The sequence below is a fragment of the Enterovirga sp. CN4-39 genome (assembly GCF_049446235.1).
Lineage (GTDB): Bacteria > Pseudomonadota > Alphaproteobacteria > Rhizobiales > Beijerinckiaceae > Enterovirga.
In genome coordinates this window covers 252,258-268,607 of record NZ_JBMSEF010000001.1, presented here as the reverse complement: position 1 = coordinate 268,607, position 16,350 = coordinate 252,258, and the positions used below count along the sequence as shown (strand labels likewise).

The 16,350-nt window shown below is 69.6% G+C and carries 17 protein-coding genes; 9 read left to right on the top strand and 8 right to left on the bottom strand.

The features are described 5' to 3' along the window. The 4 genes from ACO2SS_RS01380 to ACO2SS_RS01365 are packed head-to-tail and all read left to right on the top strand — an operon-like array spanning position 1 to position 3,183. Positions 1-603, top strand: a complete 603-nt coding sequence (locus ACO2SS_RS01380; protein WP_423275759.1) for a uridylate kinase — start codon at positions 1-3, stop codon at positions 601-603. A gap of 47 nt (positions 604-650) precedes the next feature. Further along, on the top strand, positions 651-2,036 hold the full coding sequence (locus ACO2SS_RS01375) for a DUF6513 domain-containing protein (protein ID WP_423276215.1): 1,386 nt from the start codon (positions 651-653) through the stop codon (positions 2,034-2,036). A gap of 3 nt (positions 2,037-2,039) precedes the next feature. Then, on the top strand, positions 2,040-2,609 hold the full coding sequence (locus tag ACO2SS_RS01370; protein ID WP_423275758.1) for a DUF447 domain-containing protein: 570 nt from the start codon (positions 2,040-2,042) through the stop codon (positions 2,607-2,609). Positions 2,610-2,640: 31 nt separating this feature from the next. Next, positions 2,641-3,183, top strand: coding sequence for an SRPBCC family protein (locus ACO2SS_RS01365; RefSeq protein WP_423275757.1), 543 nt, complete (start codon positions 2,641-2,643; stop codon positions 3,181-3,183). On the opposite strand, the gene ACO2SS_RS01360 is transcribed toward ACO2SS_RS01365, so the two are convergent. After that, positions 3,152-4,231: a hydantoinase/oxoprolinase family protein gene (locus ACO2SS_RS01360; protein WP_423275756.1), complete on the bottom strand. Its 1,080-nt coding sequence runs from the start codon at positions 4,229-4,231 to the stop codon at positions 3,152-3,154. The two genes, ACO2SS_RS01365 and ACO2SS_RS01360, sit on opposite strands and share 32 nt — an antisense overlap. Here ACO2SS_RS01360 and ACO2SS_RS01355 point away from each other — a divergent pair. Further along, on the top strand, positions 4,225-4,935 hold the full coding sequence (locus ACO2SS_RS01355) for a HisA/HisF-related TIM barrel protein (protein ID WP_423275755.1): 711 nt from the start codon (positions 4,225-4,227) through the stop codon (positions 4,933-4,935). The genes ACO2SS_RS01360 and ACO2SS_RS01355 overlap by 7 nt on opposite strands. A gap of 113 nt (positions 4,936-5,048) precedes the next feature. Here ACO2SS_RS01355 and fae read toward each other — a convergent pair whose 3' ends face one another. From fae to ACO2SS_RS01320, 7 genes are all read right to left on the bottom strand, one after another. Beyond that, entirely contained in the window at positions 5,049-5,567 is a 519-nt protein-coding gene (gene fae, locus ACO2SS_RS01350) for a formaldehyde-activating enzyme (protein ID WP_423275754.1), read from the bottom strand. 149 nt (positions 5,568-5,716) lie between these two features. Beyond that, on the bottom strand, positions 5,717-6,553 hold the full coding sequence (locus ACO2SS_RS01345) for a triphosphoribosyl-dephospho-CoA synthase (RefSeq protein WP_423275753.1): 837 nt from the start codon (positions 6,551-6,553) through the stop codon (positions 5,717-5,719). After that, positions 6,550-7,467: an ATP-grasp domain-containing protein gene (locus ACO2SS_RS01340; protein ID WP_423276214.1), complete on the bottom strand. Its 918-nt coding sequence runs from the start codon at positions 7,465-7,467 to the stop codon at positions 6,550-6,552. The genes ACO2SS_RS01345 and ACO2SS_RS01340 overlap by 4 nt, the downstream gene beginning before the upstream one ends. An 8-nt stretch (positions 7,468-7,475) precedes the next feature. Next, the gene (gene mch, locus ACO2SS_RS01335; RefSeq protein ID WP_423275752.1) at positions 7,476-8,447 is read right to left on the bottom strand and encodes a methenyltetrahydromethanopterin cyclohydrolase; all 972 of its coding nucleotides are present in this window, start codon (positions 8,445-8,447) and stop codon (positions 7,476-7,478) included. After that, complete coding sequence (locus tag ACO2SS_RS01330; RefSeq protein WP_423275751.1) at positions 8,392-9,567, bottom strand: ATP-grasp domain-containing protein; 1,176 nt, start codon at positions 9,565-9,567, stop codon at positions 8,392-8,394. Before ACO2SS_RS01330 ends, mch begins: the two co-directional genes overlap by 56 nt. Continuing rightward, entirely contained in the window at positions 9,560-10,462 is a 903-nt protein-coding gene (locus ACO2SS_RS01325; RefSeq protein WP_423275750.1) for an NAD(P)-dependent methylenetetrahydromethanopterin dehydrogenase, read from the bottom strand. Before ACO2SS_RS01325 ends, ACO2SS_RS01330 begins: the two co-directional genes overlap by 8 nt. A gap of 19 nt (positions 10,463-10,481) precedes the next feature. Continuing rightward, a complete protein-coding gene (locus ACO2SS_RS01320) occupies positions 10,482-11,480 on the bottom strand; it encodes a beta-ribofuranosylaminobenzene 5'-phosphate synthase family protein (RefSeq protein WP_423276213.1) in 999 nt (332 codons plus the stop codon). A gap of 254 nt (positions 11,481-11,734) precedes the next feature. Between ACO2SS_RS01320 and ACO2SS_RS01315 the strand changes: the two genes are divergently transcribed. Genes ACO2SS_RS01315 through ACO2SS_RS01300 form a run of 4 tightly spaced genes read left to right on the top strand, consistent with a single transcriptional unit; the run spans position 11,735 to position 16,114 of the window. Then, positions 11,735-12,799 (top strand): formyltransferase, encoded by a 1,065-nt coding sequence (locus tag ACO2SS_RS01315; RefSeq protein ID WP_423275749.1) that lies wholly within the window; start codon positions 11,735-11,737, stop codon positions 12,797-12,799. After that, positions 12,793-14,424 carry a formylmethanofuran dehydrogenase subunit A gene (locus ACO2SS_RS01310; protein ID WP_423275748.1) on the top strand — a complete coding sequence of 544 codons (1,632 nt, stop codon included), beginning with the start codon at positions 12,793-12,795 and terminating at the stop codon, positions 14,422-14,424. The genes ACO2SS_RS01315 and ACO2SS_RS01310 overlap by 7 nt, the downstream gene beginning before the upstream one ends. Next, a complete protein-coding gene (fhcD, locus tag ACO2SS_RS01305; protein WP_423275747.1) occupies positions 14,412-15,320 on the top strand; it encodes a formylmethanofuran--tetrahydromethanopterin N-formyltransferase in 909 nt (302 codons plus the stop codon). Before ACO2SS_RS01310 ends, fhcD begins: the two co-directional genes overlap by 13 nt. After that, positions 15,317-16,114, top strand: coding sequence for a formylmethanofuran dehydrogenase subunit C (locus tag ACO2SS_RS01300; protein WP_423275746.1), 798 nt, complete (start codon positions 15,317-15,319; stop codon positions 16,112-16,114). The genes fhcD and ACO2SS_RS01300 overlap by 4 nt, the downstream gene beginning before the upstream one ends. Positions 16,115-16,350: the final 236 nt, after the last annotated feature.

Genomic DNA, 16,350 nt, shown 5'->3' with positions numbered 1-16,350 from the left:
ATGGCGGGCGCGGTCGTCGTGAAGATCGGCGGGAGCGTCGCCAAGGAGCGAAGCCGGCTTCGGACACTGCTCCACGAACTGGCAGACAGGGCGCCGGGGGAGATCGTGGTGGTGCCCGGCGGTGGTGTTTTCGCTGATGCGGTCCGGGACGCCCAGCGCCGGCTAGGGTTCAATGACAGCGTCGCCCATCGGCTTGCGCTCGACGCGATGGGCTCGATGGCTCAGGCCTTCAAAGCCCTCGAGCCTCGCCTGCGCCAAACGGATGACGTCGCGGGGATAAGACGCGCCTGGCGCAGCTCGGCCATCCCGCTCTGGCATCCGGCGGCTTTGCGGGAAGGGCATCCGGAGATCCCGGAGAGCTGGGATGTCACGTCGGACAGCCTCGCCGTCTGGCTGGCGACCCAGCTCGGAGCGGAGCGCTGCGTGCTCGTGAAATCCTCGATCGCCGTGCCGGAAGGCACGCCCGCGGCCTGGTCTCGCGCTGGGCTCGTCGACGCGGCATTCCCGCAATTCGCCGCAAGGTTCGGGGGCGAGATCGTGATCCACGGCACGGAAACAGGCGATCTAGGCGGCGCCCTCGCCCGGCCGGGGACGCGCACGTGACGACGCCGCCGGAGCAGGCCAGACCGCCGGGCACGGGGCCCGAGCGTATTGCTCTCGTCACCGGTCATTTGGCGAGGGCCCGGCTCGAGAAGCTGGCCGCGAGTCTCCCGCCAGAGCGCTTCATGTGCTCGGTCGTGGATGCCGGCGTTAAGGTCGCCGCCCTGATGACGGAAGAGATCATCCGGCGCCGGGTCGTAATACCGGAGGGCACCCACCGCGTTCTCCTGCCGGGCCGGTGCCGTGCGGACCTTGCGGCGCTGAGCGATCATTTCGGTGTTCGGGTCGAGCGCGGGCCAGACGAGATCGTCGATCTGCCGACCCATCTCGGCCTGGCCGGCCGCAAGATCGACCTTTCCCGCCACGACGTGCGGATCTTCGCCGAAATCGTGGATGCCCCTCGCCTGGCGCCCGCCGCGATCCTGGATCTGGCATCCTCGCTGCGCGCCCGCGGGGCGGACGTGATCGATCTCGGCGGACTGCCGGATACGCCCTTCCCGCATCTCGAGGAGAGCGTCGCGCTGCTGAAGCGGGCCGGGCTGCGCGTCAGCGTCGACTCCTTCTCAGACGACGAACTCGCGCGCGGCGCGGCAGCCGGAGCCGATTTCCTGCTGAGCTTGGACGAGATGACGCTCGACCTCGCCTTCCGGACGAACGCGATCCCTGTTCTGGTTCCCGTCCGACCCGACGATCTCGCCTCCCTGGTGCGCGCAGCCGAGCGGCTGACGGCAGCCGGTAAGGCGTTCCTCGTCGATCCCATCCTGGAACCGATCCATTTCGGCTTCACGCAATCGCTCCTGCGTTATGCCGAGATCCGGAGGCTGCTGCCCGAGGCCGAGATCCTCATGGGAACCGGCAACATCACCGAACTCACCGAGGCCGACAGCCTCGGAGCAACCGCCGTTCTCCTTGGCATCTGCTCCGAACTCGCCATCCGCAACGTGCTCGTCGTCCAGGTGAGCAGTCATACGCGCCGCACGATCGAGGAGCACGATGCAGCGCGCCGAGTCATGTTCGCGGCGCGCGCCGACGGCTCCGTGCCGAAGGGGTATGGCCGGGCCCTGCTGGCGCTGCACGACAAGCAGCCTTTCGTACAGAGCCCGGCGGAGATCGCAGCCGAGGCGGCGGAGGTCCGCGACGCCGCCTTCCGCATCATGGTGGGCGAGGACGGGATCCACATCTACAACCGGGCCCTTCACACGCGCGGCACGGAGGCCCTGTCCTTCTTCCCGCAGCTCGGCGTCGATGGGGACGGCGGGCACGCCTTCTATCTCGGCCAGGAGCTCGCCAAGGCGGAAATCGCCTGGCGCCTGGGCAAGCGCTACGTCCAGGACGAGGCGCTCGAGTGGGGCTGCGCGGCCGATCCCGTCCCGGAAGACACGACGGCGTTCAAGGAGGCCGGGCACACGATGCGCAGCCGCGGCGGACGGAGCTGAGCCGTGCCGCTCATTCTCGAGACGATCGTCACGACCCGGAACGCCGACGGGACGGGGTGGCACCTGGTGCCGTTCGGTTTGATCCAGGAGGGTGAGCTCTACGTCGTCGCGCCGTTCCGGCCCTCGCCGACGATCGATAACCTCGAGCGTCATCCCTTCCTGGCCGCGTCCTCGCCGTCGGACATCCGGGTGCTCGCCGGCTGCGTCACCGGTCGGCGGGACTGGCCGACGGTCCCCTGCGACCGCATCGCCGGGGTGCGCCTCGCGTCCTGCTATGCCCATGGGGAGTTCGAGGTGGCGGAGGTGCAGGGAGACGAGGCCCGGCCGCGTTTCCGCTGCCGGCTCGTCCATTCCGCGAGCCACCAGCCGTTCGTGGGCTTCAACCGCGCCCAGGCCGCCGTGATCGAGGCGGCGATCCTGTCGACGCGCCTCGGCATGCTGTCGCCGGAGAAGGTGCGCTCGGAGATGAAGTACCTCGCAATTGCCGTCGGAAAGACGGCCGGTCCCGCCGAACAGGAGGCGTGGGACTGGATCAGGGAGAAGGTCGACCGGACACTCGGGCCGGCCGCCTGAACCCGGACGGACCATCGGAGGAGACGAGACGATGAGGGATCTGCTGCTCGGGGGGCTCGCGGCCCTCTCCGCCATGGTTCTTGCCGCCGGGGCCGAGGCGCACGGGCCGCCACGGAAGAAGGTGGAGGAGCGTGTCGACATCAACGCCCCGCCCGAGAAGGTCTGGGGCGTCCTGTCGAATTTCCATGACATGAGCTGGCTGCCGCCGGTCGAGAAGACGGAAGGCCCGGGCGGCAACGCTGTCGATGCGACGCGCAGGCTCACGCTCACAGGCGGTGCGACGGTCGACGAGGTGCTCCACAAGTACGAGCCCGAGACGATGAGCTACTCGTACCGGATCACCGCCGTGGATGTGAAAGTACTGCCGGTCACAAACTACGCATCGACCATCGCCGTCGAGCCGGGTACCGGCGGCAAGTCGGTTGTGGTGTGGCGCGGCGCCTTCTACCGCGGCTACCCCAACAACGATCCGCCGCCGGAACTCAACGACGACGCGGCGATCAAGGCCGTCACGGGCCTCTATCGAATGGGCCTCGACGCACTCAAGGCGAAGATCGAGCGGTCGGGCTCCTGACCTGCTCGCCCGCCAGAAGCGCGACCGCGACCGCCGGGGCACAGGACGAGAGCCAGTCCGCCGACGTCCCGGCACTCGGCACGAATTCGGCGAGGTCGCGAAAGGGACGTCCGAGGTGCCCTGCGAGCCGGGCGGCGAGGAAGCGCCCGGCCCCGCAGCCGACGATCGGAGCGTCATCCACGAGGCTGCCCTGGGACGCGACCTGCGCGACCGCCTCCTGCAGGAGGACGAGTTGTCGCTCCGCGAAGAAGGCGGCGAGCCGCGCCCAGTCCCCCGAACCACCGTCCTCACGGTCCCGGCCCACCATCCGGGCGATACGGGTTTCCGTCTCCGCTCGCGACTTGCCTTTCCCGTCGGCGGCCTCCTGCTGATCCGATCGCGGATCAAGCAGGTTGAGAAGCCGGTAGGCGTCGGCCGCCGTCGCGAAATGCTCGGCGACGAGCGCCGTCCAACGCCCCCGGAAGGGTGCCCGGCGGGCGAGAGCCATCAGCGGCGTGCGGACCACGCCCGTATAGACCAGCTCGCCGGTCTCGAGCCTTTCCGCATCGGTATAGCCGAGCGCGGCGGCAACCCCGTCCGCGATCGGGATCAGGTCGGCCGTGGTCGAGCCGATATCGACCAGCAGCGCGTCCGGCAGGTGCCGGGCAACCAGGCTGGCGGTAGCGTGCCAGTTCGCCGAGGCGACGTCCGCGGCCGCGCCATGCGCCCGGTCCGGCTCGAAAAAGCCGCTCCGTCCCGCATAGATTTGGACAGCGCCCTGGAGGCTGCCGGCGGCCCAGCCCGCGAGCTCGCGCACGCCCTCGCTGCGGCTCGTGAAGCAGTCGGTCAACTCCCCTGTCATTGTCACGGCATGGTCGGCCGGAGTGCGCGCCCAATCGGGCAGGCTCGCAAGAGCCTCGTCCAGGGCAGGGAGTCCCCGCCAGAGTGGACACGGCACCTGCACGGCCGCACGGATCGCGCCGGCCTCGGCGAGCGCTGCCTTGAGGTGGACACCGCCGAGGTCCCAGCCGATGACAGGGTGGCGCGAAGACGGGATCGGAGATGTCATTAGGCGACCTCGCGATCATACCGGTGATCGATATCCGCGGGGGCCTCGTCGTCCGCGCCAGGGCAGGAGAGCGCGCGGCCTACCAACCGATCGAGACGCCGCTCGCCCCCTCGCCCGATCCGGTCGCGGTGGCGGAGGGCCTCCTCGGGGCGGTGCCGTCGCGCCGGCTGTATGTCGCGGACCTCGACGCCATCGAGACGCAGCTCCCGCAAAACACGGTGCTGACCCGGCTGCGACGGGCCTTTCCGGGGCACGAGATCTGGGTGGATGCCGGGTTTGCGGACGAGGACGCCGTAGCGCGTTTCCTCGATCGCGGGATCGGGCGTCCCGTCCTCGGCACGGAGAGCCTGCGGGAGACAAGCCTGCCGGTGCGCTACCGGGCGGATGCCATCCTGTCCCTGGACAGCCGGGGCGACGCGCTCCTCGGTCCCCCGGAACTGCACGCCGAACCCGCACTCTGGCCGGACGACGTGATCGCGATGACGTTGACGCGGGTCGGGGCCGAACTCGGCCCCGACCTCAAGAGGGTCAGAGAGGTCAAGGCACGTTCGCCGACGACGCGCATCTACGCGGCCGGCGGCTTGCGCGGTCCGGAGGACCTCGCACTCCTTGCGGCCGCGGGCGCGGCGGGGATCCTCGTCGCCTCCGCAATCCATGACGGTCGCCTCCGGCAGGGGCATGCCGGAGACAGAGCGGCGGTCTGAGGCGGAAAGGCGCTCCGCCCTCCTCAAGCGCGCCCCATAAACACGGCGGCCAGTCGCTGCAGCAGTCCTCTCGGCATCGGCGGAGGATCGCTCTGCCCAGGACGGTCTCCGCTCTAGGCGGCCTTGTTCGCCGCGAAGGGGTGCGTCGCCGTCTTGTAGCGCGCCACCACGTCGCTCGCCCGTGGCTCACCCCGGATGGCCCTCTGCAAGGCCTCCTTCGTGGCCTGGAAGTTGTACTGCTGGATTTTGGCGTCGTCCGCCGCCTCCCAGTGGATGAACACGCCGACGCAGACGAAGAGATCGTCGGCCTCGGCGGCCGGAATTAGGCCTTCGGCGACGCATTCGCTGACCGCCATTGCAACAGCATGCTGCGCCGGCCCGAACATCTGCACGGCCTGGCGCGCATCCTTGATCGTGACCTTGTTGAACATGACGGTGTTGGGCTTGCACGGCAGATTCGGCGCGACCACTGCGAGGAGGGTCGTGAAGCCGTCCTTGTTGTTCGTGAGGCTGTTGCAGAACGCCGTCTCGGCGGGGCTGCCCCGCGGGCCGATGATAAGGTCGATATGCGCGACCTCGTTCCCCTCGCCCACGAGGGACTCGCCCACCATCACTTTGCTGATCGTCGCCATGCGGTGTCCTCCCATTGCTGATGACGGCCGCTCACGACCGAGACGGCCGGGCACACCCATCCTTGTTGTCAGCGTTCGGGCGAGCCGAACCGGTTGGCCAGATGGCACCAGGAGACTAGCGCGGGCGTATCGGACCGGACAAGGCGCATTCAGGCGTTCTCGCGGAGCAGATTGTCGAGAAAAAGCGTCGCCACGGTAAGGTCGGCCGTAGTTCCCGGGTTGAGGCCGCGCAATTTCAGCGAGATGTCGAACGCGAGCAGATCCCGAACGTATTCGTCGTTTACGAAGAGGATCCGGCCGAGGGCGGCAGCTTCGGCCCGCACCTCCTCCGCACAAGCGGCGCCATGCTTCCTGCAGATGTGGCTGTCCCGAAAACCTGCCAGGAACGCGAAATGGACGGCTGTTGCCGGCCAGGGCTCCGCAAGCCCGTGGGAGCGCGCCTCCGTTAGGGCGGAGAGCCCGGTTTCGAACAGATCCTGGAAGCCGGTCACGTAGGCGTGGGCGATCCTGTCGCGCTCGGCCGCCGCCGCCATGGCGGCGCGAAGATCGATATCCGGCTCCTCCGCTACGTCGTGCCGATCGGTTCGCCCGAGCCCGGCAGGGTTCGCGAGGCGGATCGCCGCGTAGACACGCCTCGCATCCTCCATGTCCAGGGCGGCAAGCACCTCGTCCAGGGCGGTCCGGAGGTGCCCTCCCCGTTCCGCGGCAGCCGCAAGCGGCGCGCAGAGCAGGAGAATGCCGAGATTGGTGTTCTGGCCGACGGCACCGGACGTAGCCTCGACCGCCCCAAGAACCCGCTCGCCGACACCGCTGCCAGCGCGAGAGAGCGGCCCCGACGACACCGTAGCGCTGCGACGGAAATCCTCCACGCGCATCCGGTGGCCGGCAGCGAAGACATGGACGTTGCCCGGCTTCAGCGCCGCGAGTTCGGCGAGACAGGCCGCCTCGTAGGCCTCGGCGATGCACCGGGGCGAGAGCCCACTCACGTGGCCGCCGCGAGCCGGGGTGCAGGACCATGGGCAGCCCTGACCGCGCGCACGAAGCCGGCTGCGATCTCGCCCGCGATGTCGACCTGGGTGACCTGCTGCAAGCCCGACCAGGCCGGCATCGAGTTGACCTCGAGCACGAGGTAGCCTCCCTCCCCGTCTTCCACGAGGTCGACGCCGGTGTAGTCGACGCTGGTCAGCGCGGCGGCAGCCTCCGCCAGCCGCGCCGCCTCGGACGGGACCTCCCAGGGCCTTGGGCGGCCGCCGCGGCGGAGGTTGGTGATCCATCCGTCACCCTCGCGGATCATGCCCGCGATCGCGCGGCCAGCACAGACGAAGACCCGGTAGTCGCGCCAGCTTCCGTCCCTCCGGGAAACGTAGCGCTGCAGGTAGTAGACGCCGGCGACCTCGTCCCTGTCGGGCAGGTCGTCCGGCCGCGTGATCAGGCGAAGGCCCTCGCCCTGTGACCCGAAGAGCGGCTTGAGCACGAGCGGCGTCTGTGGCCGCGCCTCGCTCGCGGCGAGGTCGGAGGCCGCCTCCCAGGTCGACAGCACGAAGGTCTCCGGCGTTGGCACGCCGCCGCGCGCAAGGAGCAGGCTCGTCATCGATTTGTCCACCGACCGCTCGATCGCGGCAGGGCTGTTCCAGACGACCGTCCTGGACGCCACCAGCGCGTGCAGGATCCCGAGCCGAAGGGTCGTCGCCTCGAAGGTCCCGCCCGAGATGGTGCGGATGAGCAATCCGTGTGGCAGGCCACGCCCGAAGCCGGGCACGCGAAGCGGCTCGCCATCCCCAGTGACGACGCTGACGTCCGCGAGGGAGATCGGCACCGGCTCGACGCCGCGCGACAGGAGGGCCGACGCGAGGCGGTCGCGATGCCACTCGCCGTTCTCGGCCGCGAGCGCGACCCGCAGCCCGGCGCTCACGTGAAGGAAGCCTCCACCAGCGCCGGCTCGATCCTCCCGGCGCGATGGCTCTTCCCGCTCTTCAACGAAGTCACGATCACCTCGGCCGGGCTGAAGAGATGGGCGTCGATGGCATAGAAATCGCCGCCGGCGTGCTCGAAGATGCTGGCGAATGGCGCACCGTGGTCGCGGGAGGCGCTGCTCGGCAGTTTCTCGGCGAGATCCCGAGCGTCCGGGTCGTCCGCCTCGACGAAGAGCTGCACCCGCCCGCCATAGATGATGGCGTCGTTGGTTCGCCCCATGGCGGCGAGCATTGTCGGCGCGGGTGGTGCCAGTGGCGCAACGCCGATGCCGTCCAGCACGGCCTCGAGCGGGAAGCCGAGTTCATGCGCCTTGTGCAGCGCGACCTCGAGCACTCGCGCGACGATCTGGGTGGTGCCGGCGAGGCTTTGTGTGGGGGCGAAAATGAAGGTGACCGCCGACGGCGCGATCCCGGCAGCTCGGGCGACCTTATCGACGATGGCGGCCGGGGGCGGATCGGCACTCTCCAGCACCAAGACGATCGATGACGCCGCGTCGCGGTAGTCGAGCTGTCCGAACAGTTCCTCGACGGCCGCGGCCGCGCGGCCCGGGCCCGATCCGAGCGCGAAAAAGCCTCCGCCCTCCTCCCTGTCGCTCAGGCTCCAGCCCGCGTACTGGCTCGCAAGGCACGCCAGAACGGGATCCGCGGTGTGAACCTGGACCGAAAACGGCCAGGACGGCACGGGACCCTGCGGGACGATCGACACGCGGCCGAGCCCGCCCATGCATATCTCGGCGAGCCGCCGGCCGGCCTCGATGGAGCCGCGCGCTTTCGCTCCCGCATCAATGACGCGGGCGCCGGACGCCTCGCCTACTTCGATCCGCAGCGCGGTGGCTTCCGCCGCGAGCGCGTCAACAAGGGGCGCAGCCAAAGCGTTCACGCTCGGGCGCCGTCCTGCCCAAGTCATCCTCCTGCCCTTCCTGCTCCAGGATCGCGCGGACGGCGGCCGACCTCTCGCGCAGCCTCTCTCGCGCCATTCCTGCCGTCATCCCGTCCGCGCCGACCGTGCAGATCGGCGCGCCGGCTACGATCCGGCTCCCCGGTCTCGGGCGGTCAGCCACGAATCCCGCCCAGCACAGGTCCGGCACAGCCCGGATCGTGCGCCTGGCGTAGAGGATCTCCTGAGCGACTGCTTTGGCCGGCGCGCTCTCCGGCTCTCCGAAGCGGCCGGTGCAAGCCTCGATGTGACGCCGGAGAAGGGGCGTCGATCGGCGGTCGAGCAGGTCGAGCGTCGCGCCCGGGCGGGGATTGATCTCCAGCAGCCACCAGCCGGTTTCCTCGACGAGGCAGTCGGCGCTGGTGAGCCCTCGCAGGCCCGTGGCACGAACGATGTCGCGAACAGCCTCGGCCATCCCTACGGCGACGGCAGGATCGAGGGGGGCCGGAATGACCGCGCCGCCGTAGCGGAATGGAGCGCTCCTTGACGGCGCCGTCCATTGCTCGGTGAAGCCGAGGATCTCGCAGGCGCTCCCGTCGGCCAGGAAGCCGACCGAGACCGGACGGCCCATAACTCTCTTCTGCAGATAGCTCCCCCTCGGCGGAGCGCCACGCGATGCTGGCCGGATGTGGCCACCGCCGGACCCGCCGACGCGCTTGCACAGCCAGCCCTCCGGTCGAGGCACGGCTTCCAGCGACAGCGGCGGATGCGGGATGCCGAGTTCGAGCAGGAGCCGCTCCAGCCTAAGCGGGTCCTTGAGCCATTCGACGAGGAAGGCATCGGCTCCGAGCAGCGGACGACGTCGTGCCAGTTCGGCCACCAGGGTCGGCGCGCTTTCGAAGCCGCTGCCGAGGATCAGGCCGACAAGGTTTTGGCCCGCGAGACCTGCAAGTTCGCCCGCAGCCTGCAGCGCAGTCGCGCGGCAGAGGCTTCCGCCGAACCCGCCTCGCAGCGGGCGCCAGGCTTCGGCGGAGGCTTGAGTATCCTCGTCCCCGAACAGGTCGGCGACATAGGGCCGAAGCCCGGCCCGCCGAGCCGCCTGGGCAAGCGCCCGGCCGGACTGCGCGAGGATGACGACCGCCTCAGGCACGTCCCGCGATCTCGGAGGCGAGCGCGAAGGCCTCCTGTAGGCCGATGGCGAGCGGCTTCTCCGAAGCCAGGATGCGCCGGAACAGCCCCAGCTCGGTCTGGTACTTGACGTTGCCGATCGCGAGAGCGCCGACGCCGAATGTATGCCCGCTGTCGCCGAGCGGGGAGCCGTTCGCCTGAAGCTCTAGGCCCGCGATGCCGGGAGGCGGAACCGCGTTTACGTCCGCGGCGACGGACAGCTTCGCAGCGTGTTGGAGGTCCTCGCCGGTGAGGACCTGCACGCCTGCCTTCGCGGCGGACAGGACGACCTCCGCATCTCCGATAACCCTGCGCCGGAGTTCCGGCGTCGAGCCGTCCAGGGCCTCGACCTCCGCGCCGAACCTGGCTCGGATCGCCTCGGCGATGCGGGCCACGCGATCGCGCCCGTCATAGCCGACGAGAACCGGCCGCGCGCCCTCGCCGGCGGCGAGCACCGCCGCCCCGTAGGCGACCACACCCGTACCGCCGAAGATCAGTACGCGACGCCCGGAAAGCCCGCTTCCAGAGAAGTCGCGCAGCTTGCGAGACACGATCGCGATCATTGCGGCCGCCGTCGTGAACGAGCCGCCCGGATCGACGAAGAGACTGAGACGGAATGGCGGCACGAAGGCCGCCTTGGCGGAGGCAAACATGTCGAGCGCGGTTTCCGCGTCCTTGCCACCGATGAATACGCAGGTCCGGCTGCCATCCTGGGGCGAGCGGGAGAAGATCGCGTCCTGCACGAGCGCACCGACTTCGCCCGGCAGAACGTCCGAATGAGGCACGATCACGTCGAAGCCGGCATCGACCGCCATGTTCACGTCGAACGGGCTTACATGCTTGGTCGGACTGAGCATGTGGAGTATGGAGCGCGCCATCGGAGGATGCGCCTCGCGCTCAAGCGTTCAGGAGAGCGCCGCGGGCGGCACCCTCCCCCGCTTCGACCAGCCGGATCTCGGCCGGCCCGTTCCGTCCGCGGACAGCCAGGATGCGGAGCCCGTCGGCTGGGCCTCCCGGCCGCCTGAGCCAGCGGACGACATCCGCCGCCTCCGCCTCGGAACCGACGAAGGCGAAGCCGGTCGGGCCCCAGGAGCTCTGTCCGGCACCGCCGATGCCGAGCGCCTCGACAGCCGCCATCGCGGCCGCGACGCGCGGACTCGTGTAGCGGCCGCCCTGCGCCGGGGCGAAATGGTCCCCAAGCCGGCGCTGGATGTCCGCGATCCCTGCGCCGAAGCCCGGCAGGTCCTGCTCGGCCAAGGCAGGCAAGACCTGCATGAGGACCGTCCGGGAGATCCGGTCGGCGTCATGTTCCGGGAAGACGGGGAGCCGCGCGAAGGCTGCGCGCTCGCCCTCGCCATGGAAGCCCGCAATATCTGGATCGAGCACGAGCAGCACCCGCCAGTCGGCCGGGAAGTCGAGGCGCGCGATCACCGGCGGCAGGCCGTGGCCGCTGCGTCTGCCGCCATCGACGATCAATCCGCCTTCGAAGAATGCCGCGATGCCGATCCCGGAGCGATTTCCGCGGTCAAGCGCCTCTGCCGCGTTTGGCGTGAAGGCGCGACCGTTGAGCCGGGCGATCCCGCTCCCGATTGCAAGCGCGAGTTGCGTGCCGGAGCCGAGACCTGCATGAGCCGGTATCGCGGTAGTCATCACGATCCGACAATGGGGCTCGACACCAAGATGCTGGGCCGCGGCGAGGCAGAGCCGGCGCACGCGGCTGGCCTCCAAGCCCTGGCAGCACAGCTCTCTCGAAGGCTGCAGTCGAAGTTCTGTGAAAGGCTCGTCGAGGGCCAGGCCTATGCTGCCGAAGCGGCGCCCGAGGCCGCCATGGAGGTCCAGAAATCCGAGGTGCAGCCGCGCGGGCGCCCGCACCAGGACGGCTTGACCACCCCGCATCGGCTGTGAAGCCACCTTGCCGCGCCTCCTACCCGAAGTCTTCGCCAGCTTCACATGCACGAGCGACCTGCCGCAACTCAGCATGCTCTTAGAAACATCATAGAATAAGCCCGCGTTGTGCTGGGGCCCTTGCCCGCCTGATGGGCAACAGGCACTCTCGGCAGCGTTGCTTGATCGAGCGACATCTTCGCGGACGAGCGGAAAGTCGGGCGTAGAGGCTTCGATTCAGGCGGCACGGAGCAGCGGCACGGCTGATGGCGGCCTGGATCAATGGCGCGCGGGTAGATCGAGAAGCAGCCCTCGAGGCTGCAGCCGCTGTCATCGCGGAGGCCCGGCTGCCCGCAATTGCGGGGCTCGTCGCCGATGTGGACGGCATCCGGGCGGGCATTCGCCTCGCGGAAGTCGTCGGCGGGATCGTCGATCCTTTCGCGTCCACTGAGCTGTATGCAGCGCTCGCCGGCTTCGCCGCCTCGGGCACGATCGGGACAACCCCGGCCGAGGCCCTGGCCCGCGCCGACTTCATCCTGGCGATCGGGGAGGCTGCGGCCGCGTCATCCATGCTGCGCCGTCTCGCGAGCCGAGGCCCTGTGACCGGCGGGACGGCCGGAGCGACCCGCAGGATCGTCGCGCTGGGCGGGGTGCCGCCGCCCGAGGTAGAACATCTCGCCTACCCGCTGAACGCGGCCGGACTTCCGGCGACCATCGGGCTGCTCAGGGCGGTTGCGGCCGGGCGGATCGCGGCCGATCCCGACGTGACCGCCCTTGCCGAGAACCTGCGGACGGCCCGATTCGGTGTCGTGATTTACGACCCCGGCGAGCTGGGCGAGCTCGCCTCCCAGATGCTGATCGAACTGCTCCAGGAGTTGAACGATACTGCACGGTGCTTCGCTTTACCGCTCGCCGATGCCTGGCAGGGGCAGTGTGTGGTCCAGGTCTCGGCCTGGACGACCGGCCTGCCACCCCGGCAGGGTTTCGGGCGCGGTTCTGCCGAGCATGATCCCTGGCGCTTCGACCTGAGGCGCGCCGTCTCAGCCGGAGAGGTGGACGCCGTGATCTGGCTCGCGTCCCTGGAGGCACCGGTGCCCGCGGGCTCGGAAAGGCCCGAGGTCGCGCTCCTCGGGGAGCCAACGGGCGAGGAGGCGCACATCGTCATCGAGGTCGCCGTCCCCGGGGTCACATGCGATGGCGCCGTCTGGGACGATGGCCGTGGCGTCCTCGCGTACCGTGCGGCGGCGCGACCGGAAAAGGCCATCACGGCTGCGGACGCGCTCGGGCGGCTCGGGTGCGAGGCGCTCCGCCTCCGGCAGGCGCCATGCTGACCTGCATCGCCGGCGGGCGCGTCGTCGACCCGACCACGGCACGGGACGCGATCGGAGACGTCTGGCTTCAGGACGAGCGCGTGGTCGAGCCGCCTGCGGACGGCCGGGCCGACCGGAGGATCGACGCGCACGGCCACGTCGTGATGGCCGGCGCGATCGAGGTGCACAGCCACATCGCGGGCGGCAACGTGATCCTGTCCCGGCTGCTCCTGCCCGAGTTGCAGGTGGACGAGGGCGGCCCGCTGCCCGGCGTCACCGGATCGGCGGGGGCCATCGGGGAGGCCTACGCCCGGATGGGCTACACGACCGCGATCGAGCCGGCGCTGGCACCGACGAATGCGCTCGCGACGCATCTGGAACTGGCCGACATCCCGTTCCTGGACCGGGGCGCGCTTTCGGTTCTCGGCAATGACGACCAGCTGCTGGCGCTCTTGCGCAACAGGGAGAGCTCCGAGGCCGTCCGCGACCTCGTCGCGCTGACGCTCGCCACTTCCCGCGGCCTCGGCGTGAAGGTCGTGAATGCAGGCGGCGCCGTCGCCTTCAAGGAGGGTGCCATCCGGTTCGGACTGGATGACGAGGTCCCCGCATACGGGCTCACGTCCCGGCACATCCTCCAGGCGCTACTCGATGCCGTGGAGGAGCTCGGGGTGCCGCATCCGCTGCATGTCCATTGCAGCAACCTCGGCCTGCCGGGTGCCGACGAGACGCTGATCCAGACGCTTGCAGCGGCGGAAGGCCGTCGCATCCACTTCGCGCATGCGCAGTTCTACGCCTATGCCGAGGCGGAGCCCGGGGCGGTCTCGAGCGGCTTCCGCTCCGCGGCGGAACGCTTCGCTGCGGCCGTCGCCGAGAACCCGAATGCAACGATGGATGTCGGGCAGGTCGTCTTCGGCCAGACCTGCACGCTGTCGCTCGACGTCATTCGCCAGTTCGGGGGGCGAAAAGCGGCCTCCCCGCGCAAATGGGCACTCGTCGCCGGAGATGCGGAGGGTGGCGGCCTCGTTCCGTTCAGGTATCGGCGCGCGGGCGCCACGAGCGCCCTGCAATTTGCGATCGGGCTCGAGCTGATGCTGCTTTCGCCCGATCCGGAGCGCATCCTCCTGACGACGGACCACCCCAATGGCGGTCCCTTCACGGCCTATCCCCGCATCCTGCACCTGCTGATGGACAGGGAGGAGCGCGACCGGGAGCTTGCCACCCTCCCCCGGGCGGTGGCCGAGCGTTCCTCCGTCGGCCGCCTGGAACGCGAGTACACACTCAGCGAGGTTGCCGCGATGACGCGTTCGGGCCCTGCGCGCCTGCTGGGGCTCGATGATCGCGGCCATCTCCGGCCGGGCGCCCGGGCCGACGTGGCAGTTTACCGGGACCTCCCGGATCGGACGGCCATGTTTTCCGCGGCAGCTCACGTCCTCAAAGGTGGAAGGACGATCGTGGAGAATGGGGAGGTCGTGGATTGGCAGGCCGGCCGGACTCTGTCCCTCTCGCTCGGTGCCGATCCCGGAATGAAGCGCCGGGCCGACGCCTATCTCGAGACGCGGTTCGGGACCGGGCTGTCCGGGTTTGCGGTTCCCGAGGCGGCCTTCCCGGGTCGCGAGGTTTTCAGCGAGGTCGCATGCCGGAGCTGAGCCTGAACGGCGTCAGGATCGCGGATACGTTCGCCGAGGCCTTCGACATGGCCGCGACGGGGATCGTGATCACCGCGGAAACGGCACGCTGGGCCGAGATCGCGGCAATCACCGTGACGGGCTTCGCGACCTCGGTGATCGGCTGCGGCGTCGAAGCCGGGATCGACGCCGTGGTCCCGCCGGAGGCGACGCCGGACGGTCGCCCCGGCATCCGGGTTCTGCTCTTCGGCTTCGACCGCAAGGGGCTGCAATCGGCGCTGCTGAAGCGGGTCGGGCAATGCGTGCTCACCTCGCCGGGCTCCGCCTGCTACGCGGGCACCGAGGGAGCAGCCCGACTGAAGATCGGCGCCGGGATCCGGATCTTCGGCGACGGATTCCAGACGGCCAAGCGCTTGGGCGGCCGACGTTACTGGCGAATCCCGGTGATGGATGGCGAATTCGTCTGCGAGCACGATACGGGCGCGGTGGACGGGGCCGTCGGTGGCGGAAACCTGATCTTCCTCGGACGCGATTTCGCCGGAACGCTGGCTGCCGCAGAGGCGGCCGTGAGCGCCGCCCGCGCGGTGCCAGACGCGATCCTGCCTTTCCCGGGCGGGATCGCCCGCTCGGGTTCTAAGGTCGGATCGCGCTACAAGGGCGTGATCGCCTCGACCAATGACGCCTACTGCCCGACCCTGAAAGGGCGGCCCGGATCTGCCCTCCCCGCCGAGGTCGATGCCGTGCTGGAGATCGTGATCGACGGGCTGTTCCCCGACGCCGTCGCAGCCGCCATGAAGGCGGGGCTCCATGCGGCAGCCAGCGTTGGAGCCGCGCACGGGCTCGTCGGGGTTACGGCCGGGAACTACGGCGGGAAGCTCGGGCGACATCACTTCCACCTCGCGGAGATGGTCGCATGACCGTCCTGACGCTGCTGGAGGAGCCGCCGGAGCGCCTCGACCTGTCGGGCATCACCCCCGCCGCGCTCGCCGGAATGAGCGAAGCCGAGATCGCTCGCCTCCCGGTCGGAACGACGCGCTACCGCCTAACGCTCGGGGATTGTTTCGGGATTGCGGTCGGGGAACCCGGCCGGGTGCTCGTCCGCGGCGGCTCGAGCCGGCTCGACAGGGTCGGGGCAAAGTTGGCGGCGGGCACGATGGTCGTCGAAGGAGACGTCGGTCAGCGCCTCGGGGAAGGGATGACCGACGGATCACTCGAGGTTCACGGCTCCGCCGGCCCCTTCGCCGGGACCGGGGCCGCCGGCGGCCGGATCAGCATCGACGGAGACGCCGGCCCTTCCGCCGGCGGAACGCTCCACGGCGCCAAGGCGGGATTGAACGGGGCCACGCTCATCATCAAGGGTCGCGCCGGGGATCGCCTCGGCGACACGATGCGGAGCGGCCTCATCCTCGTCGGCGCCGCGGGCGATCATGCGGGCTGCCGGGCCGTCGCCGGCACGATCGTAGCCGGAGCGGTCGGAGCCTATCCGGGCTATGGCATGAGGCGCGGCACCCTCCTGGCGCGCGAATGCGGTCAGCTCCTGCCGACATTTGTGCACACCGGACGGCAGCCGCTCGTCATAACGCGGATCCTCCGCAGGCTCCTCGAGCAGTTTGCACCTGACATGGGCGAGGTCTTATCAGGCCCTCTCGATCGCTGGGCAGGCGACCTTGCCACGCTGGGCAAAGGTGAGATCCTGATGCCCACCGGCTAAGGCACCGGCAACAGATCATCCACCCGCGTATTCTTCCGAAAGTGTCGCCTTGTGGACAGGATTGGCACAAGTCTGGCACGCGTCCGTTGTCTGGGATTGCGAGGACCTATTCTGTGCTGATTTTGCTGTCCGTATGCCTTTTGAGCGATCCGACGACGTGCCGCGAAGAGCGCCTGAACTTCTCCTTCGAACAGGTCAGCGCGATGACCTGCATGGTCGGCTCGCAGGCCGTGATA

Bases quoted from the DNA above. Each gene is read 5' to 3' on its own strand.
- fae (WP_423275754.1), bottom strand. From the start codon at position 5,567: ATGGCGACGATCAGCAAAGTGATGGTGGGCGAGTCCCTCGTGGGCGAG.
- ACO2SS_RS01365 (WP_423275757.1), top strand. From the start codon at position 2,641: ATGAGGGATCTGCTGCTCGGGGGGCTCGCGGCCCTCTCCGCCATGGTT.
- ACO2SS_RS01310 (WP_423275748.1), top strand. From the start codon at position 12,793: ATGCTGACCTGCATCGCCGGCGGGCGCGTCGTCGACCCGACCACGGCA.
- ACO2SS_RS01380 (WP_423275759.1), top strand. From the start codon at position 1: ATGGCGGGCGCGGTCGTCGTGAAGATCGGCGGGAGCGTCGCCAAGGAG.
- fhcD (WP_423275747.1), top strand. From the start codon at position 14,412: ATGCCGGAGCTGAGCCTGAACGGCGTCAGGATCGCGGATACGTTCGCC.
- ACO2SS_RS01325 (WP_423275750.1), bottom strand. From the start codon at position 10,462: ATGGCGCGCTCCATACTCCACATGCTCAGTCCGACCAAGCATGTAAGC.
- ACO2SS_RS01355 (WP_423275755.1), top strand. From the start codon at position 4,225: ATGTCATTAGGCGACCTCGCGATCATACCGGTGATCGATATCCGCGGG.
- ACO2SS_RS01315 (WP_423275749.1), top strand. From the start codon at position 11,735: ATGGCGGCCTGGATCAATGGCGCGCGGGTAGATCGAGAAGCAGCCCTC.
- ACO2SS_RS01360 (WP_423275756.1), bottom strand. From the start codon at position 4,231: ATGACATCTCCGATCCCGTCTTCGCGCCACCCTGTCATCGGCTGGGAC.
- ACO2SS_RS01320 (WP_423276213.1), bottom strand. From the start codon at position 11,480: ATGCGGGGTGGTCAAGCCGTCCTGGTGCGGGCGCCCGCGCGGCTGCAC.
- ACO2SS_RS01300 (WP_423275746.1), top strand. From the start codon at position 15,317: ATGACCGTCCTGACGCTGCTGGAGGAGCCGCCGGAGCGCCTCGACCTG.
- mch (WP_423275752.1), bottom strand. From the start codon at position 8,447: ATGACTTGGGCAGGACGGCGCCCGAGCGTGAACGCTTTGGCTGCGCCC.